At 37.2% G+C, this 26573-nt stretch carries 27 protein-coding genes and 1 other annotated feature; of the genes, 25 read left to right on the forward strand and 2 right to left on the reverse strand.

From position 1 onward, the window contains the following. Position 1 precedes the first annotated feature (1 nt). The 19 genes from BFM96_RS07200 (at position 2) to BFM96_RS07290 (ending at position 19884) form a co-directional block, all read left to right on the forward strand. Positions 2-490 (forward strand): phosphoribosylanthranilate isomerase, encoded by a 489-nt coding sequence (locus tag BFM96_RS07200; protein WP_068992304.1) that lies wholly within the window; start codon positions 2-4, stop codon positions 488-490. 42 nt (positions 491-532) lie between these two features. Beyond that, a complete protein-coding gene (gene rfbB / locus BFM96_RS07205) occupies positions 533-1579 on the forward strand; it encodes a dTDP-glucose 4,6-dehydratase (RefSeq protein WP_068992307.1) in 1047 nt (348 codons plus the stop codon). Between the two features lie 207 nt (positions 1580-1786). Beyond that, entirely contained in the window at positions 1787-2719 is a 933-nt protein-coding gene (locus tag BFM96_RS07210; RefSeq protein ID WP_068992309.1) for a glycosyltransferase family 2 protein, read from the forward strand. A gap of 6 nt (positions 2720-2725) precedes the next feature. After that, complete coding sequence (locus BFM96_RS07215; RefSeq protein ID WP_068992312.1) at positions 2726-3505, forward strand: glycosyltransferase family 2 protein; 780 nt, start codon at positions 2726-2728, stop codon at positions 3503-3505. 18 nt (positions 3506-3523) lie between these two features. Next, positions 3524-4225: a glycosyltransferase family 2 protein gene (locus BFM96_RS07220; RefSeq protein WP_068992315.1), complete on the forward strand. Its 702-nt coding sequence runs from the start codon at positions 3524-3526 to the stop codon at positions 4223-4225. Further along, positions 4218-4568 (forward strand): DUF2304 domain-containing protein, encoded by a 351-nt coding sequence (locus BFM96_RS07225; RefSeq protein WP_068992318.1) that lies wholly within the window; start codon positions 4218-4220, stop codon positions 4566-4568. The genes BFM96_RS07220 and BFM96_RS07225 overlap by 8 nt, the downstream gene beginning before the upstream one ends. Then, complete coding sequence (locus BFM96_RS07230) at positions 4558-5805, forward strand: lipopolysaccharide biosynthesis protein (protein ID WP_308419373.1); 1248 nt, start codon at positions 4558-4560, stop codon at positions 5803-5805. The genes BFM96_RS07225 and BFM96_RS07230 overlap by 11 nt, the downstream gene beginning before the upstream one ends. A gap of 12 nt (positions 5806-5817) precedes the next feature. Then, entirely contained in the window at positions 5818-6813 is a 996-nt protein-coding gene (locus BFM96_RS07235; protein WP_068992336.1) for a glycosyltransferase family 2 protein, read from the forward strand. A gap of 18 nt (positions 6814-6831) precedes the next feature. Continuing rightward, entirely contained in the window at positions 6832-8343 is a 1512-nt protein-coding gene (locus BFM96_RS07240) for a DUF2142 domain-containing protein (RefSeq protein WP_189234564.1), read from the forward strand. Between the two features lie 38 nt (positions 8344-8381). Continuing rightward, a complete protein-coding gene (gene rfbD, locus BFM96_RS07245; protein WP_068992341.1) occupies positions 8382-9233 on the forward strand; it encodes a dTDP-4-dehydrorhamnose reductase in 852 nt (283 codons plus the stop codon). A 107-nt stretch (positions 9234-9340) separates the two neighbouring features. Next, positions 9341-10489: a beta 1-4 rhamnosyltransferase Cps2T gene (gene cps2T / locus BFM96_RS07250; protein ID WP_068992348.1), complete on the forward strand. Its 1149-nt coding sequence runs from the start codon at positions 9341-9343 to the stop codon at positions 10487-10489. Next, on the forward strand, positions 10486-11421 hold the full coding sequence (locus BFM96_RS07255; RefSeq protein ID WP_068992351.1) for a glycosyltransferase family 2 protein: 936 nt from the start codon (positions 10486-10488) through the stop codon (positions 11419-11421). Before cps2T ends, BFM96_RS07255 begins: the two co-directional genes overlap by 4 nt. 3 nt (positions 11422-11424) lie before the next feature. Beyond that, entirely contained in the window at positions 11425-12231 is an 807-nt protein-coding gene (locus BFM96_RS07260; RefSeq protein WP_068992354.1) for an ABC transporter permease, read from the forward strand. Next, a complete protein-coding gene (locus BFM96_RS07265; RefSeq protein WP_068992357.1) occupies positions 12231-13397 on the forward strand; it encodes an ABC transporter ATP-binding protein in 1167 nt (388 codons plus the stop codon). The genes BFM96_RS07260 and BFM96_RS07265 overlap by 1 nt, the downstream gene beginning before the upstream one ends. A 15-nt stretch (positions 13398-13412) precedes the next feature. Continuing rightward, a complete protein-coding gene (locus BFM96_RS07270) occupies positions 13413-14660 on the forward strand; it encodes a glycosyltransferase (RefSeq protein ID WP_068992360.1) in 1248 nt (415 codons plus the stop codon). Positions 14661-14665: 5 nt separating this feature from the next. Next, entirely contained in the window at positions 14666-15895 is a 1230-nt protein-coding gene (locus tag BFM96_RS07275) for a rhamnosyltransferase WsaF family glycosyltransferase (RefSeq protein ID WP_068992363.1), read from the forward strand. A gap of 52 nt (positions 15896-15947) precedes the next feature. After that, on the forward strand, positions 15948-16865 hold the full coding sequence (locus tag BFM96_RS07280; RefSeq protein WP_398575096.1) for a glycosyltransferase family 2 protein: 918 nt from the start codon (positions 15948-15950) through the stop codon (positions 16863-16865). A gap of 17 nt (positions 16866-16882) precedes the next feature. Beyond that, positions 16883-19315, forward strand: coding sequence for an LTA synthase family protein (locus BFM96_RS07285; protein WP_068992369.1), 2433 nt, complete (start codon positions 16883-16885; stop codon positions 19313-19315). Between the two features lie 83 nt (positions 19316-19398). Next, on the forward strand, positions 19399-19884 hold the full coding sequence (locus BFM96_RS07290; RefSeq protein ID WP_068992372.1) for an EbsA family protein: 486 nt from the start codon (positions 19399-19401) through the stop codon (positions 19882-19884). Here BFM96_RS07290 and BFM96_RS10950 read toward each other — a convergent pair. Further along, complete coding sequence (locus tag BFM96_RS10950; RefSeq protein ID WP_083201772.1) at positions 19881-20078, reverse strand: ferredoxin; 198 nt, start codon at positions 20076-20078, stop codon at positions 19881-19883. The genes BFM96_RS07290 and BFM96_RS10950 overlap by 4 nt on opposite strands. A 45-nt stretch (positions 20079-20123) precedes the next feature. Between BFM96_RS10950 and BFM96_RS07295 the strand changes: the two genes are divergently transcribed. The 5 genes from BFM96_RS07295 (at position 20124) to rplT (ending at position 22615) form a co-directional block, all read left to right on the forward strand. Beyond that, positions 20124-20591: an SAG1386/EF1546 family surface-associated protein gene (locus BFM96_RS07295; RefSeq protein ID WP_068992375.1), complete on the forward strand. Its 468-nt coding sequence runs from the start codon at positions 20124-20126 to the stop codon at positions 20589-20591. A gap of 10 nt (positions 20592-20601) precedes the next feature. After that, positions 20602-21291: a (d)CMP kinase gene (cmk, locus tag BFM96_RS07300; RefSeq protein WP_068992377.1), complete on the forward strand. Its 690-nt coding sequence runs from the start codon at positions 20602-20604 to the stop codon at positions 21289-21291. A gap of 14 nt (positions 21292-21305) precedes the next feature. Next, positions 21306-21433, forward strand: a sequence feature (ribosomal protein L20 leader region). 15 nt (positions 21434-21448) lie between these two features. Continuing rightward, positions 21449-21979 (forward strand): translation initiation factor IF-3, encoded by a 531-nt coding sequence (gene infC, locus BFM96_RS07305; protein ID WP_068994246.1) that lies wholly within the window; start codon positions 21449-21451, stop codon positions 21977-21979. A gap of 32 nt (positions 21980-22011) precedes the next feature. After that, the gene (rpmI, locus tag BFM96_RS07310; protein ID WP_015604488.1) at positions 22012-22212 is read left to right on the forward strand and encodes a 50S ribosomal protein L35; all 201 of its coding nucleotides are present in this window, start codon (positions 22012-22014) and stop codon (positions 22210-22212) included. 43 nt (positions 22213-22255) lie between these two features. Continuing rightward, positions 22256-22615 (forward strand): 50S ribosomal protein L20, encoded by a 360-nt coding sequence (rplT, locus tag BFM96_RS07315; RefSeq protein ID WP_003003310.1) that lies wholly within the window; start codon positions 22256-22258, stop codon positions 22613-22615. Positions 22616-22763: 148 nt separating this feature from the next. On the opposite strand, the gene BFM96_RS07320 is transcribed toward rplT, so the two are convergent. Beyond that, positions 22764-23732, reverse strand: a complete 969-nt coding sequence (locus BFM96_RS07320; protein WP_068992380.1) for an NAD(P)/FAD-dependent oxidoreductase — start codon at positions 23730-23732, stop codon at positions 22764-22766. 258 nt (positions 23733-23990) lie between these two features. Here BFM96_RS07320 and BFM96_RS07325 point away from each other — a divergent pair, with 258 nt between their 5' ends. Then, positions 23991-26534, forward strand: a complete 2544-nt coding sequence (locus BFM96_RS07325; RefSeq protein ID WP_068992386.1) for a M1 family metallopeptidase — start codon at positions 23991-23993, stop codon at positions 26532-26534. The last annotated feature ends 39 nt before the right edge of the window (positions 26535-26573 follow it).

Genomic DNA, 26573 nt, shown 5'->3' on the forward strand with positions numbered 1-26573 from the left:
GATGTATCATCGTTTTTTAGAGATTGCGCAAGCCTTAAATGAATTGGGCATTATTCCTCTTTTAATGGGATCAGTTGGTCTAGAGCAGCGAACAGGTAGAAGTTGGGCGGCTCGTGATTTGGATATTCATGTCCCCAGTGACCCTAGGGGTTGGGAAGCTCCTGATGAAGAGCGAATTTATCGAGCAACTGAGTTGATTGCAATGATGGAACAACTAGGTTATACCTTGGTAGATCGCCACGAACATGAATTTCAAAAGGAAGGGTGTTCAGTAGAATTCGGTGGTCTTCATTCGCTCCCAGCTTTTGCAGGTGTTCCACTAGAAGAATTAGAGGAGATAAGAGATGGCGATGTCCGCTATTATCTGCCCACTCTGGAGCAATACTTGAACATCTATCAAGCATCTTCCAAAGACAGTTATCGTAATGATAAGAATAATCAAAAAGACTTTGCTAAAATTGCATATTTAAAAGAAGTATTAAAAAAATAAGCCTAGCTCAGTCAAAATAATAGAACAGTTATCGGAGAAATCATGTCTGAATTTAAAAATATTATCGTCACAGGTGGAGCTGGTTTTATTGGCTCAAACTTTGTGCATTATGTCTATAACAATCATCCAGATGTCCATGTGACAGTCTTGGATAAGTTGACCTACGCAGGCAACCGTGCTAATCTCACTGAGATTTTAGGTGAACGTGTTGAGCTTGTTGTTGGCGATATCGCTGACAGTGAGGTGGTTGATCAGTTAGCAGCAAAAGCAGATGCGATTGTTCACTATGCCGCAGAAAGCCACAATGACAATTCACTGAATGACCCAAGTCCCTTCATTCATACGAACTTTATCGGAACCTATACTCTGTTAGAAGCAGCACGTAAATACGATATTCGCTTCCATCATGTGTCAACAGATGAGGTTTATGGGGACCTTCCACTTCGCGAAGATTTACCAGGTCATGGTGAGGGCCCAGGTGAGAAATTCACGGCTGAAACCAAATACAATCCAAGTTCACCGTATTCATCAACCAAGGCAGCTTCTGACTTGATTGTGAAGGCTTGGGTACGTTCATTTGGTGTCAAAGCAACGATTTCCAACTGTTCAAACAACTACGGACCTTACCAACACATTGAAAAATTCATTCCACGCCAAATTACCAATATTTTGAGCGGTATCAAGCCAAAATTATATGGTGAAGGAAAAAATGTCCGTGACTGGATTCATACTAATGACCATTCCTCTGGTGTGTGGACGATTTTGACCAAGGGTGAAATTGGCGAAACCTACCTAATTGGTGCTGATGGTGAGAAGAACAACAAGGAAGTCTTGGAGTTAATCTTAGAGAAAATGGGTCAACCTGCTGATGCCTATGACCACGTAACAGACCGTGCTGGTCACGACCTACGTTATGCGATTGATGCAAGCAAACTCCGCGATGAGCTTGGTTGGAAACCAGAATTTACCAACTTTGAAGCAGGTCTGGAAGAAACAATCAAATGGTATAGCGACCATGCAGATTGGTGGCAGGCTGAAAAAGAAGCCGTTGAAGCCAACTACGCGAAAACACAGAAGGTCATTAAATAAGGAAGTCTGGAAGAGACTTAAGGTCATGTAGAGGCTGAGACAAAACTCAGTCTCTGAATTTTATAGGGTGAATGGTTGGATGGACAACTGCAAAAAATGATTATTCAAGACTATAGAACAATATACGTGAGAGAGTAGAGATGTAAAAAATGGTAGTGCTCTCAGTTGTTCAATACTATCAAAGTAGAAAAGATAAGGAGTAATGACATGCTTTCAATCATTATCCCCTGTTTTAACGAAGAGGAAAGCATTCCTCTCTTTTTTGCAGCGGTTGAAAAGATTAAAAAGGAACTGCACACAGAAATAGAATATATTTTTATCAATGATGGTTCGCAAGATCGAACGCTTGAGGTCTTGCGAGACTTGAGCCAGTCCTATAGTCATGTGCACTATCTTTCTTTTTCGAGAAACTTTGGCAAGGAAGCCGCTTTGTATGCAGGGCTTGAACATGCCAGAGGTGACTTAGTGACGGTGATGGATGTCGATTTGCAAGATCCGCCAGAACTATTGATAGAAATGAAAGACATGCTAGAAGTAGATAAAGACTTGGACTGTGTAGGAACCAGACGGACGACACGTGATGGGGAGCCTCCAATTCGAAGTTTTTTTGCGAAATTATTCTATAAATTGATCAATAAAATTAGCCAAGTTGAAATGGTGGATGGGGCTCGTGATTTTCGTTTGATGAGACGATCAATGGTCGATGCTATTTTAGAAGTGACAGAGTACAATCGTTTCTCCAAAGGTATTTTTGCTTGGGTAGGTTTTAAAACGACCTACTTAGAATATAAGAACGTTGAGCGTGTGGCAGGCACGACTAGCTGGAATTTTTGGCAACTCTTTAGCTATTCTTTAGAGGGAATTGTTAATTTTTCCGATGCTCCCTTGGCGATTGCCTTTGTAGCTGGTTTGACCGCTTGCTTATTAGCCTTTCTGCTAATGGGAGTTGTGATTTTACGGACCTTGATATTTGGAGATCCGACCTCGGGTTGGCCATCTCTGGTCTCTATCATCCTATTTTTGGGAGGATTTCAATTGTTAAGTATCGGGATTCTTGGAAAATATATTGGTAAAATATTCATGGAGACGAAGAAGCGTCCGATTTATATTGTCAAAGAGAGTAATAAACAGGAAAGGTAGAATGAGATGTCAGAACATACGTTTGTAATCTCAGCTTACGGAGAAAGCCAATTTTTAGAAGATTGTATTCAGTCTTTACTTCATCAAACAGTGCAGTCAGAAATATTTGTCTATATCAATGAATCAAATCCTTATGTTGAAGGAATTTGTAAGAAATATGGTCTATCTTTAAAAACAGGCCAAGGAGGAGGAATTGGTCGTGACTGGAATCAATCCTTATCGCTTGTTAAAACACCTTATGTGACCATTGCTCATCAAGACGATTTGTATGAATCTGAATACGCACAGTCTATTCTGGAACAGTTTTCAAAACAGAAAGATGCCACGATTGTTTTTTCGGATTATGCAGAATATCGTGACCAGCAAGTTGTCCCTCCTAACCGAAATTTAAAAATTAAAACATTTATGTTGCAGCTCATGTCTCTTTTTCCAAGTTCTAAGTTTTGGAAGAAGAGAGTATTATCCTTGGGAAATCCTATCTGCTGCCCGGCTGTTAGTTATAATCGAAATAAGTTGAGAGATTTTTCTTTCCGAGAAGATTTAAAAACCTCTTTAGATTGGTATGCTTGGTATGACATCAATGAACATTATCCAGGTGCCTTTATTTACGTACCAAAAAAACTGATGTATCATCGTATTCATAGTGAATCTGAAACGACTGCTACCATCTCAGATAATACGCGTAGCAAAGAAGATATGTATATGTATCAGTTGATGTGGCCTCGATTTATTGCAAGTTTTTTGATGAAGTTTTATGAAAAAAGCCAGCAGACCAATAGTCAATAACAGTATTGGAGAAGTAAAATGAAGAAGTTGATTATTATACCAGCTTATAATGAGAGCAGCAATATTGAAGGTACCATTCAAGCTATAAAAGAGAAGGCGCCGCATTTTGATTATGTGATTATCAACGATTGCTCAACAGATAATACGCTAGAAATTTGCAAAAAAAATAAGTACAATGTTGTGGACCTTCCGATTAACTTAGGGATCGGTGGTGCGGTACAGACGGGTTATTTGTATGCTAAGAAATATAACTATGATATTGCAGTTCAGATTGATGGCGATGGGCAACATGACCCAGCATTTTTAGAGGAAATGGCAAATATTCTAGAAAAAAATCAAGTGGACATGGTGATTGGTTCTCGATTTATTAAGAATGAAGGATTTCAATCATCATTTGCGAGACGAATGGGTATTCGTTATTTTACATGGATTATCAAATTGATGACAGGGAACACGATAACAGATGCCACATCGGGTTTGAGGTTGGTCAACCGCTCTCTTATTGAAAAATTTGCAGTCAATTACCCCCAGGATTATCCCGAACCAGAAACAGTAGTAGATGTCTTGCATAATCATTATACGATTAAAGAAATTCCTGTGATCATGAAAGAAAGACAGGGCGGTGTATCTTCGATTTCGCTGAAAAAATCTATTTATTACATGTTTAAAGTTAGCCTAGCGATTGTTATGGTAAAATTGAGAGGAAGAGAAAATGCTTAGTTACACAGCTCGACTATTTATATCGACTATTATTGCTCTATTTTTGATGTGGATGCTCCAACTGATTAGGAAGCATACTTTAAATATTCGTTATGCCTTATCTTGGTTTTTATTATCTGTTGCTCTTTTATTGTTTGTTTGGTTTCCTCAGTTATTAAATAACTTGACCGTTCTTGTTGGTATCTATTCACCGACAAACCTTCTCTTTTTTGTAGGTTTTTGCCTTAGTCTAGGAATTATTTTTTCCCTAACCAATATTGTGTCCAGTCATGCTCAAAAAATAAAACAATTAAGTCAAACAATCGCCTTGATGGATAAGGAGTTACGATCTCATGATGAGTAAGTCAACTCCGTCTCCTCAAAAGATATTTTTGTGGAATATCTTAGGAAGTTTATCAACAGCAGCAATCTCTGTGCTGTTGTTATTAGTTGTATCACGGACTTTGTCTGATTTTGAAGCTGATATATTTAGTATTGCTTATGCAATTGGGAATTTATTAAACATTGTTGGTTCTTTTCAAGTTAGAAATTTTCAAGCTACAGATATTAAAGGGAAATATCAGTTCTATGATTATTTAATGGCGCGTATATGGACGTGTGCATTGATGATGGCGGCGACTTTCATCTACATATACTGGCAACAATATGATAGTTATAAGAGTTTCGTAATTCTTTTGATTTCTTTGTATAGGATGACGGATGCATTTTCTGATGTTTTTCAAGGTTTATTTCAACAAAAAGAACGATTAGATATTGCAGGAAAATCTCTCTGTTATCGAAATATCTTGCTTTTTTTAGTGTTTTCCTGTGCCTTATTTATGACTAAAAACTTGCTAGTATCCTTGTTTTTGCTCTGTTTAGTATCTATATGTTTTATCTTTGTCTATGATATTTCTTATACGAAACAGTTTTTAGAAATTTCCTTAAAAAGTAGGGATAGAAGAATAGTTTTGTTATTATTAAAGGAGAATTTACCTCTTTTCATAAATGCTTTTTTATTGGTATATATATATAACCAACCTAAATACTCCTTAGATGGATTACTGGAAGCTGGAGTTGTGGAACAAGGAATTCAAAAAGATTTCAATATTTTATTTATGCCAGTATTTGTAATGAATTTAATGATGTTCTTTTTAAGGCCGATGTTGACGAAATTAGCTATTCATCGAGAAAAAAAAGATATAGAAGGTTATCAATCTTTAAAAAGGAATATATTTTTAATCCTTTTCCTATTCACAGGATTAGTATTTCTAGGAAGTTATTTTTTAGGAATCCCTGTGTTAAGCATTCTATATTCAACTCCTCTACATCAATATAAAGAATCATTCTTGATATTGATGCTTGGAGGAATCTTGAGTTCTTTTGCAACTGTTTTTGATAATTTATTGACAGTTTTAAGAAAGCAGAAGGTATTAGTGGTTTCATTTGCCTCTTCTTTTCTGGTTTCTCTCTTTCTATCGGATCATCTTGTCAGATCCTACTCTGTTTTTGGGGCAGCCCTTTCATTTCTAGTATCAATGTCTGTTTGGTTGATTATTTCAATCATCATTTATCAACTAGTGAAGGATAAAGAATTTTAAAAAGGAGAATACATGAGATTTTCGATTATTATTCCAGCCTATAATATAGAAAGCTATATTGAAGAGGCTGTTGAAAGTGTTGTTTTACAAGAGTATGATCAAACGAATTATGAAATTATTATTGTAAATGATGGTTCTACCGATCAGACGGGAAATATTTGTGATACATTTGAGTCACAATATTCACAAGTTCGAGTGATTCATCAAAAAAATGGAGGATTATCCAGAGCAAGGAATACAGGAATTCAATCGGCAAGAGGAGACTATCTCTTATTTTTAGATGGAGATGATTTTTGGTCGGATGTCCAATTTTTGAAAGGGCTATCTTCTATCATTGATAAAAATGAAGTAGATATGCTTGTTTTTCCTTTTTCTTATTTTTACAATAATACTCATAAAAGTGTGATAGCCTACCACTGGAAAGAGCGTGTTGGAGATTTTTATGCTAATGCCATCAGCTTGACAAGCGATGGAGTGATGAATCCGCCAGCTTGGAATAAATGTGTAAAAAGAGACTTGTTTTTATCTTCAGATTCATTGAAATTTATTGAGGGACGCTTGTCGGAGGATGTTCCGTGGTGTGCGGCCTGTCTAAAAAATATTGGAACGTATGCTATTTATGATAATCCTCAGTATATGTATCGGCAAAATCGTATAGGAAGTATTACCAATCAAGTAAAAGAAAAAAGTGTTCAAGATATTTTGCAAAGTATTGATGAAGGACTATCAGATATATCTGAACAAACTCCTACTATTCAAAAAGCACTTTCTATTTACTTTGCTACAGTTTATATTTCAATCTTGCCTTTTACCTACCCTTATCGCTACAACCAATCTATTGCACATTTTTTGAAAAAATACCGCTATTTATTGAAGTATCGAAGTTATATTAAAAATAAGGAGTTTAGATTGACTGGAACAATTGCTGCAATGGGAGGTCTTGTCGTCTCGAGTTTTATTTTGAACAAGTTACTTTACATATATAACCTTTATAAAGGAAAGAAATAAAAGACATCAGGAATGTAGTTGGAAGGAAAATTATTTATGGAAAATCTAATAAATCGTTTGGAAGTTCGAAAAAAGAAAGCCTCCTATGTAATATTTGTAATTGTATTTTTTATAGTTTCTATTATAAACATACCGATTAACGAACCAATTCCTAAAAAATTACTAGTTCTTTTATTCTTTTCTGGAATTTTACTTATTATTTTTAAGCCTAAAAAATTACCAGTAGCGGCAGCACTAATTATCCTTGTTACTGGCTTATTTTCTTCATTTCTAACTCCAATTGGTGATGTTCCTGATGAAACGGCACACTATTATCGCAGTGTATTTGTATCAGAGGGTGATGTAAACCTATCAAACGATTTGGAAAATTTGAAGGTATCAGAGGACACGCAAAACGTTCAGTCAAAAAATAAGACTCTGATTATAAATAGTCCATTGAATAATATGAAACACCAATCCAAAGAGAAAGTAGCACCAGAGGTAACGATTACAAACATCTATTCCTTTATTTCTTATGTACCTCAAGCCCTCGGTCTTGCTATAGGAAATGCATTGAATATTAGTATAGTTTTTAGCTACTGGCTGGGAAGGTTCTTCAATGTATTAGCCTATGCCTTATTATGCTATTTAGCTATTAGACTTGCTTCTAAAGCTGAACAGTTGATTGCAGTAGCAGCTTTATTACCCATGAATGTGTATTTGTCCGCTTCTTACAATCAAGATAGTGTCGCTTTAGGAGTTATCTTATTGGTGATTGGTTTATTTTGTAATTTTGCTTATTCTAACAAAAAGATAACCTTACCAAAATATATGTTTTATACGATGTTATGTGTTTTGTTAGCAGTGATTAAATTTCCGTTTATTGTCCTAATAGCCCTACCTTTCTTTTTACCGTCTGAGCGATTTGAAATGAAACATAGCTGGTTAATCAAGATTTGTTCTATATTCATTGTTTTTATCTTATCAATTCTTTGGCTAAAAATCTCAGCACAAGTTCATAATGTGACGATGGCAGGAACAGAAGCATTTAAAGATGTGAACTCTAAAGAGCAACTTTTATCTATGATTCACTCACCAGTGAATTACAGTCTTGTTATTTTGAAGGAAAGTTTATTAAGAATTTTGAAGCCTGAAAATATGAATTTATTTGGCTGGCTTACATATGGTCCAACCTTTTTGGTAGGGTGGAACATGATATTTTATTTTCTTGTTATTCTAAATAATGCAGGTAAGCTTAAAATAAATTGGTTAAGTAAAGTTCTTTTGTCTATGATTATCGCAGCGATTACGATAGGAATTGTTTTATCTATGTATATAAGCTGGACACCTGTTGGAACCTTAGCAGTAGGAGGAGTTCAAGACAGGTATTTCTTGGGAGTAGTACCCTTGATTTTAATCTTTTTTACTACAAATAATGCAACGTTTGAGAAGTATCAAGGGGTAATCCACGATTCTTTGATACTTGATATTTCAATGTGCTTCATTTATACAATGCTATTGAGCACTTTATTTACATACTATGCATGGTAAATGGATAGTCAATCTATAAACGAACAAAGGAGTGGAATATGATTTTAATTACAGGTAGCAATGGCCAGCTAGGAACAGAGTTGCGTCATCTTTTGGATGAGAGACAGGAAGACTATGTTGCGGTGGATGTTGCAGAAATGGATATTACAGATAGTGCTATGGTTGAGAAGGTATTTGCAGAAGTGAAGCCGACCTTGGTCTATCACTGTGCAGCCTACACAGCAGTGGACGCTGCTGAAGACGAAGGCAAAGAGCTGGACTATGCTATTAACGTGACAGGAACAGAAAATGTTGCAAGAGCAGCCGAAAAACACGGAGCGACTATGGTCTATATCTCAACAGATTACGTCTTTGATGGGGAATTGCCAGTCGGTCAAGAATGGGAGGTGGATAGCACACCAGCTCCTCAGACAGAGTATGGCCGTACCAAACGCATGGGAGAAGAGCTGGTTGAGAAATACGCTAGTCGTTACTACATTATCCGCACTGCTTGGGTATTTGGAAATTATGGGAAGAATTTTGTTTTTACCATGCAAAACTTGGCCAAAACCCATCAACGTTTAACTGTGGTGAATGACCAACATGGTCGTCCAACTTGGACACGAACCTTGGCTGAATTTATGACTTATTTGGCGGAAAATCAAAAAGATTTTGGCTATTATCATTTGTCAAATGATGCGGCAGAAGATACGACTTGGTATGATTTTGCAGTTGAAATTCTAAAAGATACTGACGTGGAAGTCGTGCCTGTTGACTCCAGCCAATTTCCAGCTAAAGCTAAGCGACCTTTCAACTCAACCATGAGTTTGAAAAAAGCCAAAGAAACTGGCTTTGTCATTCCAACTTGGCAAGATGCTTTGAAGGAATTTTATCGCCAAGAGAAAAAGTAAGCAGAATAGAAGGGTTAGCGTTGCTAGCTCTTTCTTGTTTTATTAGGCAAATAGCATAGAAAATGGTATAATGGAATAGATTGTAAAATCTTGAATTGAGGAAGAGCATGAAACATGTCTTTGTGATTGGAAGTCGCGGACTTCCCGCGAAATATGGAGGGTTTGAAACCTTTGTCGAGCAATTAGTGACCCACCAAGAAAACAGGAATATCCAGTATCATGTGGCTTGTTTGTCAGATGAAACCCACCATGTGCATACCCTTTACAAGGGAGCGGATTGTTTTACCATCAATCCACCGAAGCTTGGACCAGCGCGCGTGATTGCCTATGATATGCTAGCGATTCGCTATGCCCTGTCTCTCGTGAAAAAAGAGAGAATAGAGCGTCCGATTTTCTATATTTTAGGAAACACTATCGGTGCCTTTATTGCACCGTTTGCTCACCAAATTCACGCTATTGGCGGGAGCCTTTTAATCAATCCAGACGGGCTAGAGTGGAAACGTAGTAAGTGGTCGCGTCCTGTCCAGGTCTATCTCCAGTATTCTGAGAAAATGATGACCAAGCATGCCGATTTGGTAATTTCTGATAATATTGGGATTGAAGATTATATCAAGAACTCCTATCCATGGGCTCAGACCAAATTTATCGCTTATGGGACAGATACCCACCTTTCAAAACTTGACAGCAAAGATCCGAACGTACGAGCATTTTTCACGAAATGGCAAAGTCAAGAGAAGGGATATTATCTGATTGTGGGACGTTTTGTTCCTGAAAATAATTATGAGCAGATTTTGACAGAGTTTATGAAGTCTTCGACCGAGAGAGATCTATTGATTGTCTGCAATCATGAGGGAAATTCTTATTTTGAAAGACTTCGTGAAACGACAGGTTTTGATCAGGATGGTCGGATTAAATTTGTGGGAACAGTTTATGATCAAGAGTTATTGAAATATCTGCGTAATCAAGCTTTTGCCTATCTTCATGGGCATGAGGTTGGGGGAACCAATCCTAGTCTCTTGGAAGCCTTGGCACAGACAGATTTGAATTTGGTCTTGGATGTTAGCTTTAACCACTATGTGGCAGAAGAGACGGCCTATTATTGGACAAAGGAGGAGAATTCTTTGGCTCAGCTGATTGATCAAGTGGATCAGAAGCAGGAGTTCACAGCCTTAGGCAATCAAGCAAAACAACAGATTCAACAACAGTATACTTGGGATAGGATTGTTGAGCAGTACGAGGACTTATTTTTACAATGAAAGTCAATATTTTGATGTCCACCTATAATGGTGAACGATTTTTAAGAGAACAGATTGATAGCATTCGCAGGCAAACGGTTTCTGATTGGACCTTGTTGATTCGAGATGATGGATCAAGCGATGGCACAAGGGACATTATTGAGGAATATTGCCAAAAAGATGAGCGAATTTCCTTCATCAATCCAGATGATACGACAAATCTTGGGGTAATAAACAGTTTTCATACCCTTTTGCAGTACAAAGCAGCGGATTACTATTTCTTTAGTGATCAGGATGATGTGTGGTTGGAGCATAAATTAGAATGGCAATTAGAAGAAGCTCAGGCTTACCCAGCAGACAAGCCTTTGCTAGTTTACACCGATTTAACCGTTGTTGGACAGGATTTGACAATCATGCATGAAAGCATGGTAAAAACGCAGTCGGACCATGCCAATACCCTTCTTGTTCAGGAATTAACAGAAAATACAGTCACAGGTGGTGTAGCCATGGTCAATCATACCTTGGCGGAGCTTTGGACAGGACAAGAAGCGCATGCCTTACTGATGCATGATTGGTATTTGGCACTTGTTGCGGCAGCTCTAGGAAACCTTGTCTATATTGAACAACCAACTGAACTCTACCGCCAGCATGAAGCAAATGTACTGGGAGCTAGAACTCTTAAAAAACGAATGCACAATTGGATTCGCCCCCATGTGTTATTTGCAAAATACTGGAAATTAATCAAGGACAGTCAAAGACAGGCTAGAAATCTCTTGGATTTGCCCCTGTCAGCCAAGGATAGAGAACTAGTCGAGAATTTTATAACGATTATGGATGTTCCCTTTATGGAACGACTCAAGCGTATACGAGTGTATGGTTATCGGAAAAATAAGGCCTTTCACACCCTTGTTTTTACCGGTCTTATCCTCACAAAATTTGCCTATAAGGAGTAAATGATGAATTTATTTCATAAAAAAAATGTGATTTTATTAAAAGAAATGGTCAAAACCGACTTTAAACTGCGTTATCAAGGGAGCTTGATTGGTCATTTATGGTCGATTTTGAAACCTCTTTTGTTATTTACCATTATGTATCTTGTATTTGTACGTTTTTTACGCTTTGATGATGGAACCCCTCATTATGCAGTGAGTTTGTTACTCGGTATGGTGACGTGGAATTTCTTTACAGAAGCCACTAATATGGGGATGCTATCGATTGCATCTCGGGGTGACTTATTAAGAAAAATTAATTTCCCGAAAGAAATTATCGTGTTCTCCTCTATCATCAATGCTTCTATTAATTATTTCATCAATTTATTAGTTGTTCTTAGCTTCTCACTGATCAATGGAGTTGCTCTCACATGGCAAATACTCATCATTGTTCCCCTATTTTTAGAATTATTGTTGTTTGCGACGGGGATTGCATTTATTTTAGCAACATTTTTTGTAAAATATAGAGATATTGGACCTATCTGGGAAGTTATTTTGCAGGCAGGGATGTATTCGACACCGATTATTTATTCCCTAACCTACATTCTTCAACGAGGCCATTTAACGATTGCAAAAATCATGATGATGAACCCATTGGCACAAATTATTCAAGAATTAAGACATTTTATTGTTTATTCTGGAGCAACCATTTCATGGGATATCTTTGAAAATAAGCTATTTTTAGCAATTCCCTATGTACTCTCTATTGCAGTATTTGCGCTTGGATACTCTCTTTTCAAACAAAAATCTAAGAAATTTGCGGAGATTTTATAATGCCAGAAAAACAAATTGCTTTAAAAGTTGAAAACGTAAGTAAATCTTTTCATTTACCAACAGAATCTACACAGAGCTTGCGAACAAGTTTGGTGAATTATTTTAGGGGAATAAAAGGTTATAAGGAACAACATGTATTAGAGAATGTCTCTTTTGAAGTTGAGAAAGGAGATTTTTTTGGAATTATTGGACGTAATGGTTCGGGTAAATCAACTCTTTTAAAGGTTATTTCTCAAATTTATACGCCAGAATCGGGCAAGGTCACTGTAAACGGCACTTTAGTCCCCTTCATCGAACTTGGGGTTGGTTTTAATCCAGAACTAACCGGTCGTGAAAATATTTACTTGAATGGCGCTCTTCTTGGTTTTTCAAGAGAAGAAATTTCAGCTATGTATGATGATATTGTAGAATTTGCAGAGCTAGAAGAGTTTATGGATCAAAAATTAAAGAATTATTCTAGTGGCATGCAGGTTCGTCTAGCTTTTTCGATTGCCATTAAGGCTCAAGGCGATATTTTAATTTTGGATGAAGTATTGGCTGTTGGAGATGAGGCTTTTCAGAGGAAGTGTTTTGACTATTTTGCACAATTAAAACGTGAGAAAAAAACAGTAATTTTAGTTACGCATTCAATGGAGCAAGTGCAGCGTTTCTGTAATAAAGCCATGTTGATTGATAAGGGATATCAGACAGTGATTGGAACTCCGATGGAGATTTCACAGATTTATAAGACTTTGAATGGAATTGACGTTAAGACAGAAAGTGCTGGTCAGCTTGCTTCGCATGGGATTTCAGTAGAAGCTGATTTTAAAAATCAACAGAATGCAACTTTGCTGTTTAATTTTGATGTGTGTTTTGAACAAGAGATTCTTGATCCTGTGTTAACATTTACAATTCATAAAGATAATGGTGAACTACTGTATAGGTGGGTTTCTGATGAAGAAATGGATGGTGAAATTAATGTAGTGGATCAAAGAGTTCATATAACATTTGACATTCAAAATATTTTTCCAAATGGGAAGTTTTTAACAGAACTTGGTGTTAAATCACGTGACCGCTCTAAAGAATATGCGATATTTAGTGGAATCTCAAATTTTGAGTTGATCAACAGAGGGAAAGCTGGGAATAATATTTATTGGAAGCCAAAAGCAAATGTTAAGTTGATATAATCAAAGAGGTGCAAGATGTTTCAAAACAAGAAAATTTTAATCACTCATATATGGTTACGCGGTTTTAGTGGAGCAGAAATTAATATATTAGAACTCGCTTCATTTTTTAAAAATAATGGTGCAGAAGTTGAAGTATTTACGCTGTCTGCCCAAGATCCGATGAAGTCTGAGTTTGAAACGAGAGAGATTTGTCTGATTACAGATTATTTTCATCCGTTTGATCTAAGTAGATATGATTATATTTGGTCTGCGCAAAATATTCTTCCAGCGTCTATTATTAAAAGCTTAGGACAAAAACGTGAAAAAACACCGAAATTTTTATTTTTTCATATGGCTGCTTTACCAGAACATGTTTTGGAACAACCGTTTGTGTATCAATTGGAAGAACATATTTCTTCTGGAACATTAGCGATTTCACAAGAAATTGTAGATTGTAATCTTCATCGATTTTTTAGAGAGATTCCAAATTTACAATTTTATCAAAATCCCGTCCCTTCTGAATATCTAAAAGAAAAGTATAGTTGTTCTCAAGTGGAGTTGAAAAAGATTCTAGTCATTTCAAATCATCCTCCTCAAGAAATCAAGGATTTAAAGGAAGAATTAAAGGAATACAAAATCGAAGTAGATTATTATGGTGTATGGGCAGATAAGTATGAGTTAATCAGTCCGGATTTATTGGCAAGATATGATTGTGTGATTGGTATTGGGAAAAATATTCCTTATTGTTTGGTGATGGGAAAACCGATTTATGTATATGATCATTTTGCAGGCCCAGGTTTTCTTACAGATGAAAATTTTGAATTAGCGGAATATCATAATTTTTCAGGTAGAGGTTTTGAAGAACAAAAGCGCACAAGTAAAGAAATCGCCAAAGATATTGTTGCTAATTTTTCTGCTGCTAAAAATTTTCAAGAAAAAAATTTGGAAAGATTTCAAGAGCAGTTCTCTCTTCAAAATATTATCCCTTTAATTTTGAAAACGGTAGAGCAGCGTGCGGAAGTTGGGACAATTTTTGATTCCTATTATATCACTTATTTACTAGCGATGAATACACTGATAAAGGATCTTGTTCGTTTGAATAATGATACTATGAATCTTTGGGAAGGAATTCATAATCTTGAAGGAGAGTTAGAATCTCTTAAAATAGTTGCGGACGAGCGAGAGGTCATAAAAAATGAGTTGGAATTATTAAAACTTTCAAGATTTTATAAATTATCTTTAGTATGGACAAAGATTAAAAAGATATTAAGAAATAAGGAATAAATAAGATGAATAAGTTAATATCGACTTATAAAAATGAAGGTACGAGAGCTACTTTACGAAAAATAAGTCATAAATTGAAGAGTATTAAGTATCCTAGTGGAGAGATGTCCCCCAAAATTGATATGTCTGCTATTCCTGTTATGCCACAATTGGAAGATTTGATAAAGGCAGATTATATCCATCAACCTTATGTGAAACCAGAAAAACTAGATAAGGATCGATTAAATATTGCATGGGTGACTCCTCCTGTTGGTCCAGGAGGGGGAGGGCATACCACCATTTCCCGATTTGTAAAGTATTTGCAATCTCAAGGACATCGTCTAACCTTTTATCTTTATAGAAACAATACGATTCCTCAATCTGCCAAGGAAGCACAGGATATTTTTGAACGATCCTATAAACTCAATGTTCCTGTAAAGGAGATAGAGGAATTTCAAGATGAGGATGTCGTTTTTGCGACTAGCTGGGAAACTGCTTATGCTGTATTTAATTTGATTGGAGAAAATTTACATAAATTTTATTTTGTCCAAGATTTTGAGCCTATATTTTATGGTGTTGGCTCTCGTTATAAATTAGCAGAGGCTACCTATAAATTTGGATTTTATGGAATCACAGCAGGAGCGTGGCTTCCTGATAAAGTCAAAGAATATGGTATGGAAGCAGATTATTTTAATTTTGGAGCAGACATTGATATCTATAGACCTAAAGCCCCAATTTTAAAAAAGAAAAAAATAGCTTTTTATGCTCGTGCCCACACAGAAAGACGCGGTTTCGAATTGGGTGTCATGGCTTTGAAAATTTTTAAAGAGAAGCATCCAGAATATGAGATTGAGTTTTTTGGACAAGAGATGTCAAATTATGATATTCCTTTTGAATTTACAGATAGAGGTATTTTAAATAAGCAAGAACTAGCAGAAATTTATCACGAAAGTGTTGCTTGCTTAGTTCTTTCTTTGACAAATGTTTCTCTTCTTCCACTTGAACTCTTAGTAGCAGGCTGTGTACCAGTTATGAATACGGGAGACAATAATACGAAAGTATTAGGAGATAATACTGATATTGTCTACGCAGAGGCCTATCCTATTGATTTAGCTACAAAATTATCCGAAGTAGTGGAGAGAGAAGCTATCAGTGAATATGCTGAAGAAATAAGTCAGAAATACCAAGCCACATCATGGGAAGAGAGCTATAAAAAAGTGGAAGAGATTATTTTACGTGAGGTAACTCGTGTCTAACAATAAGAAAGCGACTATTTTTATCCCTGTTTATAATGGGGAAAACGATCATTTGGAAGAGACTTTAGCAGCCTTGTATCGCCAAAAAACAAATTTTGAGTGGGATGTATTGATTACTGATTCAGGTTCTAGAGATAAATCTGTAGAAATTATAGAACGATTTGCTGAAAAGTACGGCAATATTCAGTTGAAAAAAATTGCTAAAGAAGATTATTCTCACGGGGGTACACGTCAAATGGCTGCTGAGATTTCTTCAGGAGAAATCATGGTTTACTTGAGTCAAGATGCGGTTCCTTATAATGAAAATTGGTTGACAGAGATGGTTACTCCATTTGCATTAAATCCTAATATAGCAGGAGTAGTAGCACGTCAGAAACCTCGTTTAGCCTGCTTTCCAGCGATGAAGTATGATATTGAAGCAGTATTTCGTGAACAGGGTGCAGAAGATGCTTTGACTTTCTGGACACGTTCGGATGAAACATTAAAAGGGACATATACAAAGGAATCCTTTTATAGTGATGTCTGTTCTTCAGCCCCTCGTGAGTTTTTGGTCAATCAGATTGGCTATCGTCAGGTAGCTTATTCTGAAGATTACGAGTATGGAAAAGATATTTTAGACGCTGGATATATCAAGGTTTATAATGCCAAAGCAATTGTAGAACATTCGAATGATGTTCTATTGTCGCAGTATAGAAAGCGCATGTTTGATGAAACTTATAATATTCGTATCAATAGTGGAGTGACGACTCCTGTATCTCTAGCAACTCTAGTTATGAATACGGTTAAAGGAAGTTTGAAAGATGCTGTCAAAATTTGTAGGGATAGCGATTTTTCACGAAAACGAAAATTGTATTGGCTATGCGTAAATCCTTTATTTCATCTAGAAAAATGGAGGGGGTTTCGCTTAGCGAATAAAGTAGATATATCTGAAGATCATAGCAGATACTCATTAGAGAAGAGTGGGGGATAGGAGCATAGGAATAGATTATGCCAATTAAACAAAAGTTATATTATTTGTTACTATTATTTTTATTCTATATTATCAGTTATAAGGAAATAACTTATAATATTATCGGAATAGGTTTATTACGATCGTCTCATTTAGAACAGTATTATCAAATGGGATTTACTATTTCTATTATAATATTGATTTGGGTATTCTCTAATTATGTTTCCGTAAAATTATTTTTTGAACTTACGATTCTTTATTTATTTTATTTAACATCATCTTATTTTATGAAGATGACCTTAAAAATTAATGATAATCAATTTATTTGGAATCAATTTTCAAAAAATCATTTTCTACAAACCAATTTTGTATGGATTTTAGTTATCATTTTATCTTTATCATTTATTGTAAGAGTGATTAAAGAGTTTTATTTCCCTACTCTTATAAATTTGAGCACCTCTAGACTGACATACAGAATACTAGTAAGTCAATTTTTGACATCTTTTATTTTAACTGGTAATCAAATGAAAGATAGAATATTGACCAATCGACTTATCTCAATAGATTTACAGAATAAAGGTGAAATATTTCAAAATTTATTTATCTATACTCTATTATGCTACCTTGTGATTTCTGTTTTATCTTACTTGTTTATAAAAGCTTGCGGAAATTTGTTCAAAAATAAAGTTAGTTTGTCTTTAGCTGTTACAACAAGCGTGATTCTGGGAGCGATTTTTAACTATTATATTCAAATTGGGATTACAGAATACGGGAAATGGTATGACTATTACATTGTTTCAGGAGCTACCTTTTTTCAAATATTTATTTTGACAGGAGTTTTTCTGGGAGTATATCTTATATGTAATAGATATATATTTGGAACAGTTTTTAATATTATTTTTGGAACTGCAATTAGTGTTATAAATAGTATCAAATTTGATATGAGAAGTGAACCTTTTATTCCTGCGGATTTATCCTGGTGGAAAGAATTTCAAACATTGTCAAAATTTATTTCGATTGATATTGTTCCGATTATGTGGGGAATTTTTTTACTGTTATTTTTTACTTTATATTTGCAGAGGCGTGGTCTGCTATCTGGTAAAATTGTATCCAAAAATTGGAAAAGATTGTTGTATGTTGTACTCATTTGGCAAATATTTGTAGGAATTGTACACGTATTTTCTCAGGCAAAAGATGAAAACATTCCTAAAGGAATTCCGGTATTATCGTCGGTCAATAATGTATATGACATCGCTTGGCAAGGATTGAATGCAAGAGCAAGATTTCAATCATTAAGCTATGTTTGGATGAAACAGTTTTCGATTAAAGTGATGGAAACACCTGTAAGGTATTCAAAATCTGCTATTGATGAGATAGTTCAAAAATATAAAACACATTCAAATGAGCTGAATCGCAGTAGAATAAATTCTATTTCTGATCAAACTGTTATTTATGTTTTGAGCGAAAGTTTATCGAATCCAAAACACATTCCTCAAATTACAGCCTCAACAGAAGTTCTACCGAATATTGAGGAGATAAAGAGCAAAACAACTAGTGGAATGATGAAGTCTGATGGATACGGTGGAGGAACAGCCAATATGGAGTTTCAGACTTTGACAGGATTACCTAAATATAATTTTACTTCTTTTGTGTCGATTCTCTATACGGAGGTTGTACCAAGATTTTCAATATTTCCAACAATCAGTGATCAATTTTTATCAAATAATAGAATTGTTCTACATTTTGCTCATGCAAACAATTATTCAAGAAATATTATTTACAAACGTCTGGATTTTGATAAGCAGATATTTTTAAAGAATGGAAATGTAAAGATAGAACCACCTTCTATTCTGGGCGCTCATCCTAGTGATCAGTCAACTTATGATGAGTTAATAAGACAGTTGGATGTTAACGAAAGTCAATTTTTTTCAGTAATGACAATGCAAAATCATGCACCTTGGTATTTCGATACACCAGAAAATCTAATTGTAACAGGAGAAGGATTTACGAATTCTGAGAATTCTTCCTTAACTTCTTATTCCCGTTTACTTTATCAAACTGATCAGGCTACGAAAAAATTTTTAGATGATTTATCTAAGGTGAATAAAAAAATTACGGTTGTTTTTTATGGTGATCATTTACCAGGTTTATACCCTAAATCAGCATTTGAGAAGAATCCAGATAGTCAATATCTCACGGATTACTTTATATGGAGTAATTTTGATACGCCTAAATTGGATTATCCGCTTGTAAATTCTAGTGACTTTACAGCTTTAACGCTAGAACAAACAAATTCAAAGGTATCACCTTATTATGCCTTGCTTACAGAGGTCTTGCATAAGGCAAGTGTAGATAAGAATGAATTAGATGATGAAGGAAGAGCGATTGCAGAAGATTTAAAACTAGTGCAGTATGACTTAGTTGCTGGGAAAGGCTATCTTCCAAAGGAATTTTTTGAAATCCCTAAATAGGCATTTTAAATTTACAAAATAGAATAGTTCGTCTATTCTATTTTTTTTGATTTTATGGTAAACTATATAGGAGGAGGTAAGCGATGATAAAGATTTTTGGTCAGTTGCGATACCATTGGCAGCCAGATGTATCCATTTTAGTTGTGTATTGGTCTTTATCACTGATTCCGATATTTGTAGGGCTTTCTTTGATGTATGAGAGTTCAAGAATTCCTACCTTAGTCTTATTTTCCTTCTTTTTATTTATGTTGTTATTAGGATTGGGTGTCCATCGTTATTTTACCATCTACGAAGATGGGATGTTGGGGATTATTACGGCCAACCCTTTTACACCGAAAAAAATTGCGATCGCAAGCATAAAAAAAGTAGAAGTGACGAAGACCTCTATTACACTCTTTTTAGACGGCAAAGAAAAAGGCCGAACCTTCTGTATGCGAAAGTGGCCGAAGAAATACTTTGTCAATGCTCTTGCCTTAAATGAGCATTTCCAAGGAGAAGTTGAATTGATGGATCATTTGACTCATTTGGATTATTTTGAAGTGTATTATGGAAACACTCAAAAAGATTAGTCTCCTAGGAGTGCGCGTGTGGGACATTCTCTCACAGCCTCCAGAATTCCTTCATCAGGAGTGACTTCTTTTTCAAGAAGGTCGTCTTCTTGGTGAAATTTGACAATTCCATTATCGTGGTAATCAAATAAATCGGAATAAGTTTGGCAAAGCCCGCAAGCAATACATCGTTCAGGAATTAGTTTTATCTTCATATACATATTGTAATAAGATTTTGAAAAAAATACAAGGAGGAAGTTATGGAAAAAGAAGGTTGGGAAGAAAATATTTATGAAAATGGAGAAGAAGAGTTGAAGCGTTCAAGTAAATCAACCAGTGTTTTAGCGACACGTTTATTGACGATTTTAGCGTCAGTATTTTTTGTGATTGTCATTATAATGATTGCCCTGCTCGTCTATCTATCGACAGGTGGTAGCAATAAAAAGACCAATATGGAAGGATTCTTTAGTACGTCAGTCAATGCAGGTGCGACGACAGAAACCGTTGTAGCCTCATCGACAGAAGGCGAAGGAGAAGTTCAGGAAGGTGAAGAACAGACTTCTCAAACTCCTGCGGAAGGAACTATAGTGGTTCTAGCTGGCGAAGGAGAAGCTTCCATCGCAGCCCGTGCAGGGATTTCGATTGCTGATTTGGAACGTTTAAACCCTTCCCACATGTCAACAGGTTCTTGGTATGCCAATCCTGGTGATGTTGTAAAGATTCGCTAGGAGTACAGGCATGAAACAAATTCAAATCGCCATTGATGGCCCAGCCTCAAGTGGTAAAAGTACCGTTGCAAAGATTATTGCGAGAGATTTCGGCTATACTTATTTAGATACAGGGGCGATGTATCGTGCTGTCACCTATCTAGCCCTTCAAAATGGTCTAGGGCTAGAAGATATAGATTCTATCCTGATGCTTTTAGAGGCCCATCCGATTAGTTTTGGTCGTGATGAGGAAGGGGAGCAGTTAGTTTTCGTTGGGGATGTTGATGTCACACATGCCATTCGAGAAAATGATGTCACGAATGCTGTATCTGCTGTGGCGGCACAGGAGATGATTCGAGAGCGTCTCGTCGCCTTGCAACGTTCCATTGCAGAACAAGGCGGGATTGTCATGGATGGTCGTGATATTGGGACCGTTGTCCTTCCAACAGCAGAATTAAAGATTTTCCTAGTAGCCTCTGTCCAAGAACGTGCAGAGCGTCGCTATAAAGAAAATCTTCAAAAAGGGATTGAGACAGATCTAGCAACCTTAGAAAAAGAAATTGCAGAAAGAGACTATAAGGATAGTCATAGAGCTGTATCGCCTTTAAAACCAGCCGAGGATGCCATTCATTTTGATACCACAGGCGTCGATATTCCAGCAGTTGTAGATTTTATTTCTAAAAAAGCGAAAAAAATTCTTGACAAATCAGCTGAAACTTGATAAGATAATAGAGTTGAGAAAAGCAGAAGTGAGAGCTTCTCGCCTTGCGACTAACGTTGTCTGGCTCTACGGATTAAGTTTCAGTGATGGAATAAATCATGTAGGACGGATTTGCGTTGCAAGTCCGTTCTTGTTTTTCTCTAAAAATAAAAAAGAGGTGAAAACCATAGCAAAACAAGACTTATTCATCAATGATGAAATTCGTGTGCGTGAAGTTCGCTTGATTGGTCTTGAGGGTGAGCAATTAGGCATTAAACCACTTGCAGAGGCACAAGCTTTGGCCGATAATGCAAGCGTGGATTTAGTGTTAATTCAACCACAAGCCAAACCACCTGTTGCAAAAATTATGGACTACGGTAAGTTCAAATTTGAGTATCAGAAAAAGCAGAAAGAACAGCGCAAAAAGCAAAGTGTTGTTACCGTCAAGGAAGTTCGTCTCAGTCCAACGATTGATAAAGGGGACTTTGATACGAAACTTCGCAATGCACGAAAATTCCTTGAAAAAGGAAACAAAGTGAAGGTTTCTATCCGTTTCAAAGGACGGATGATTACCCATAAAGAAATTGGAGCTAAGGTATTAGCAGATTTTGCTGAAGCGACACAAGATGTGGCGATTATTGAGCAAAGAGCTAAGATGGATGGACGTCAAATGTTCATGCAGTTAGCCCCAATCCCTGACAAAAAATAGCTGTCAGAAAGTTAGAAAAAGGAGAATATACCATGCCAAAACAAAAAACACACCGCGCATCAGCTAAACGTTTCAAACGTACAGGTTCTGGTGGATTGAAACGTTTCCGTGCTTACACTTCTCACCGTTTCCACGGAAAAACTAAAAAACAACGTCGTCATCTTCGCAAAGCTTCTATGGTATCTGCAGGAGATTTCAAACGTATTAAAGCAATGCTTACTGGTCTTAAATAAGACAGTTGTAGATTTATTCTAGGAATTATTGGAGGAAATATAAATGGCACGTGTTAAAGGTGGCGTTGTATCACGCAAACGTCGTAAACGTATTTTAAAATTAGCTAAAGGTTACTATGGTGCAAAACATATCTTGTTCCGTACTGCAAAAGAACAAGTAATGAATTCTTACTACTATGCATACCGTGACCGTCGTCAGAAAAAACGTGATTTCCGTAAATTGTGGATCACACGTATTAATGCGGCAGCTCGTATGAACGGTTTGTCATACTCACAATTGATGCATGGTTTGAAATTGGCTGAAATCGAAGTAAACCGCAAAATGTTGGCTGATCTTGCTGTAAATGATGCAGCTGCTTTCACAGCGCTTGCAGATGCGGCAAAAGCTAAATTGGCTAAATAAATCTAAGATAAGAAAATGAACGACACTCTATAAATTGGGCAGTGATATCCAAGTTATAGAGTGTTTTTCTCTATTCCCAATCATTTTATGGCGACTGGGAAAGAGACAAAAACTCCCCAAGTCAGATAAGATAGACTTGGGGAGTTCTTTATAGGCTGGTTGAGTGTTTGGGTTGGACTTTTTGGTCTGGGTAGAGATAATTCATAGCATTATTGATAGCAGTTGGTGCTTCTCCTAAGCCAGTTGCGATAAGGTCGATCTTACCTTCGTAGCTACAACAGTCTCCTGCTGCATAAATACCGGCTACAGAGGTTTCTTGCTTGCTATTGACCTTAATTTTGTGACGGTCGAGTTCCAAGCCCCAGTTTTTGAGATTGCCAACAGAGGATTTAAATCCGTAGTTCACAAAAAGGTGGTCCAAAGCGAGATGTTCTGTCTCCTCAGACTTGATTTTTGAGATTTCTAGATGGGTAAGGCGTGTGCCATCTCCGATGAGTTTGCTTGGGACAAATGGTGTTTTGATGGTCACACTAGACTCTTCTAAGGCACTGACGCTATGCTCTAAGGCACGGAAATTTTCGCGTCTGTGAACAATGGTTGTTGAAGAAAGTTTTTCAAAAGCAAGTGCCCAATCCACCGCTGAATCTCCGCCTCCCAAAATCACGACATTTTGACCTGCATATTGATGGAGATTTGAGACATGGTAATGGATGTTGTCAAAGTCTTCGACTCCCTCTAGTTCCAAGGGGCGTGGTTTGAAGGCTCCGCCTCCCATGGCAATTAAAATAGCCTTACTATGGTGCTGGCCTTTGGTGGTTGTAAGGATGAATTCTTGTTCTGTCTTTTCAATGTTTAGTACCGTTTCGTTGAGATGGATACTGGTTTCAAAGCTGGTTAATTGGTCAATTAAGCGAGTGGTCAATTCTTCACCTGTTAAATTTGTAAAGCCTGGGACATCCAAGATTTTCTTTTCAGGATAGAGAATGGCCGGCTGTCCTCCGAGTTGTGGAAGAGAGTCAATCAATTTGACCTTGGCTTGGCGTAAATGGGCATAAAAGGCAGCAAAGAGACCGGTAGGGCCGCCACCGATAATCGTAATATCAAATACTTCAGACATAGGTACTCCTTCAAAAATAACTTCTTTTATTCTACCATAAATGAAAAGAAAAGATGGAAAAAATGTGTTTATTGTTCAGAATTATGCTACAATAGAGTAGATGATGAGAGCGGAACCAATCTCAAAAAGAGAGAGTGGATTGTCGCTCATGATGGGGGTAATAGGGAGGAAATTTCCTTGCCCCCTCGCATCTTGATGATTAAATGAACTTTGGGTGAGAAATGTTACGTCTTGCCCGATGAACGTAAAGGAGCTACTATGCAAGCAGTGGAACATTTTATTGAAACTTTTGTACCAGAACACTATGATTTGTTTTTGGATTTAAGTCGGCAGGAAAAAGCTTTTACAGGACGTGTTACTATCACTGGTGAAGCCAAGTCAGAAACGATTTCTCTTCATCAGAAGGATTTAAACATTCAAGCTGTCCGATTAGGTGACGAAGAGGTATCCTTTGAAGTGAACAAGGAGAAAGAATCGCTTTCTATTTCGCTCCCTCGCACTGGTTCTGTAACATTTGTGGTTGAGTTTTCAGGAAACATCACGGACAATATGACAGGAATTTATCCATCTTACTATGTGGTGGATGGTTTGCGTCAGGAAGTTTTGTCGACCCAGTTTGAAAGTCATTTTGCCCGCGAAGCTTTTCCATGTGTGGATGAGCCAGAAGCCAAGGCAACCTTTGATTTATCGTTGAAATTTGACCAGGCAGAGGGCGAGATTGCCTTGTCCAATATGCCAGAAATTGACCTTGAAAAACGCAAAGAAACAGGTGTTTGGACTTTTGCAACAACTCCTCGCATGTCTTCTTATCTGCTTGCTTTTGCGGCGGGAGATTTGCAGGGCATCACCACGACAACCAAGAATGGAACCTTGGTGGGAGTTTATGCGACAAAGGCGCAACCAGTTGGTAAATTAGATTTCGCATTGGATATTGCCAAGCGTTCGATTGAATTTTACGAAGATTATTTTGGTGTTGCTTATCCAATTCCACAATCTCTTCATGTGGCACTTCCTGATTTTTCAGCAGGTGCTATGGAAAACTGGGGCTTGGTGACCTATCGAGAAGTGTATTTGCTAGCGGATGAACACTCAAGTGTTACGAGCCGTCAACAGGTTGCGTTGGTGATTGCCCATGAAGTAGCTCACCAGTGGTTTGGAAACCTTGTGACGATGAAGTGGTGGGACGACCTCTGGTTAAATGAGAGCTTTGCCAATATGATGGAGTACGTCTGTGTGGATGCCTTAGAACCAAGCTGGAAGATTTTTGAAGATTTCCAAACAGGCGGTGTCGGAGCAGCCTTGAAACGCGATGCTACGGATGGGGTCCAATCTGTCCATGTCGAAGTAACTCATCCAGATGAAATCAATACTCTCTTTGATGGGGCAATCGTTTATGCCAAAGGAAGCCGTCTCATGCACATGCTTCGTCGTTGGCTTGGAGATGAAGCTTTTGCCAAGGGGTTGAATGCCTACTTTAAGAAACACCAATACGGAAATACCGTAGGAACGGACCTTTGGAATGCCCTTAGCGATGCTTCTGGCCGTGATGTGGCAGGATTCATGGATGCTTGGTTGGAGCAACCAGGCTATCCAGTCTTGACCTTGTCTGTAAAAGAGGATGTCTTGACGATTTCTCAAAAACAATTCTTTATCGGAGAAAGCGAAGAAAAGGGACGTCTGTGGCCAGTACCGCTAAACAGCAACTGGCAGGGTCTGCCAGATACTTTGACCGAAGAAAGTATTCGCATTCCAAATTACAGCCAGCTAGCTGCTGAAAATGAAGGAGCACTTCGTCTCAATACGGAAAACACAGCTCACTATATCACAAATTATCAAGGCGAACTTTTGGATAATCTGTTGAGTAACCTTGCAAGCTTAGATGCGACTAGCAAACTTCAGATTGTGCAAGACCGCCGTTTATTAGCAGAAAGTGGTGTCATTCCAACAGCTGACTTGATTCCTGTAATTCAACGATTAGCCAAAGAAGATGCTTACATGGTTGTCGATGCCGTTACCATGGTGCTTATCAACCTCAAACGATTTGTCGATTCGGATACAGATGTAGCAAAAGCTTTTGATGCGTTAAGCATTAGGCTAAACCAATACAATTATGACCGTCTTGGCTTTGAAAAGATTGCTGGTGAAAAAGACGAAGATGAATTAGTGCGTCAACTAACCCTTAGCAATATGATTCAAGCCGATGAGGCTGATGCAGTGGCAAAAGCCAGCCAACTCTTTGAAGTCCACAAGGAAGATTTGGAAAAAATTCCTGCAGCCATTCGCCTCTATGTCTTGAGCAATCAAATGAAACACCAAGAAAGCAAGGAGTTGGTCGATCGTTACCTCGATCTTTATATCAAGACAAATGACAGTGCTTTCCAAAGAGAGCTGGCATCGGCCCTTTCCAAGACGAAAGACGCAGATACAGTGGCCTACATTCTTGCTAAATGGCAGGATAAATTTGTCGTGAAACCGCAAGATTTGGCTTCTTGGTATGGAGCTTTCTTGCGCCAAGATTACACCCAAGAATTAACTTGGAGCTGGGCTCGTGAAAATTGGGACTGGATTAAGGCGGCTTTGGGTGGCGATATGAGCTTTGATCATTTTGTGGTCTTGCCAGGTGCCATCTTTAAGACCCAAGAGCGTTTAGATGAGTACAAAGCCTTCTTTGAACCTCAGTTAGATGATTTGGCGATTAGCCGAAGCATTAGCATGGGAATTAAAGAGATTTCTGCTAAAGTAGCCTTGTTAGAACGTGAAAAAGAATCTGTTCACGCTGCGATTCTAGCCAGTGTAGAATAAGGTAAAAAAGTGGCTCCATAATTTCTGTAGTGGGTAAAT

Origin of the sequence: Streptococcus himalayensis (genome assembly GCF_001708305.1) — a bacterium.
Taxonomy (GTDB): Bacteria; Bacillota; Bacilli; order Lactobacillales; family Streptococcaceae; genus Streptococcus; species Streptococcus himalayensis.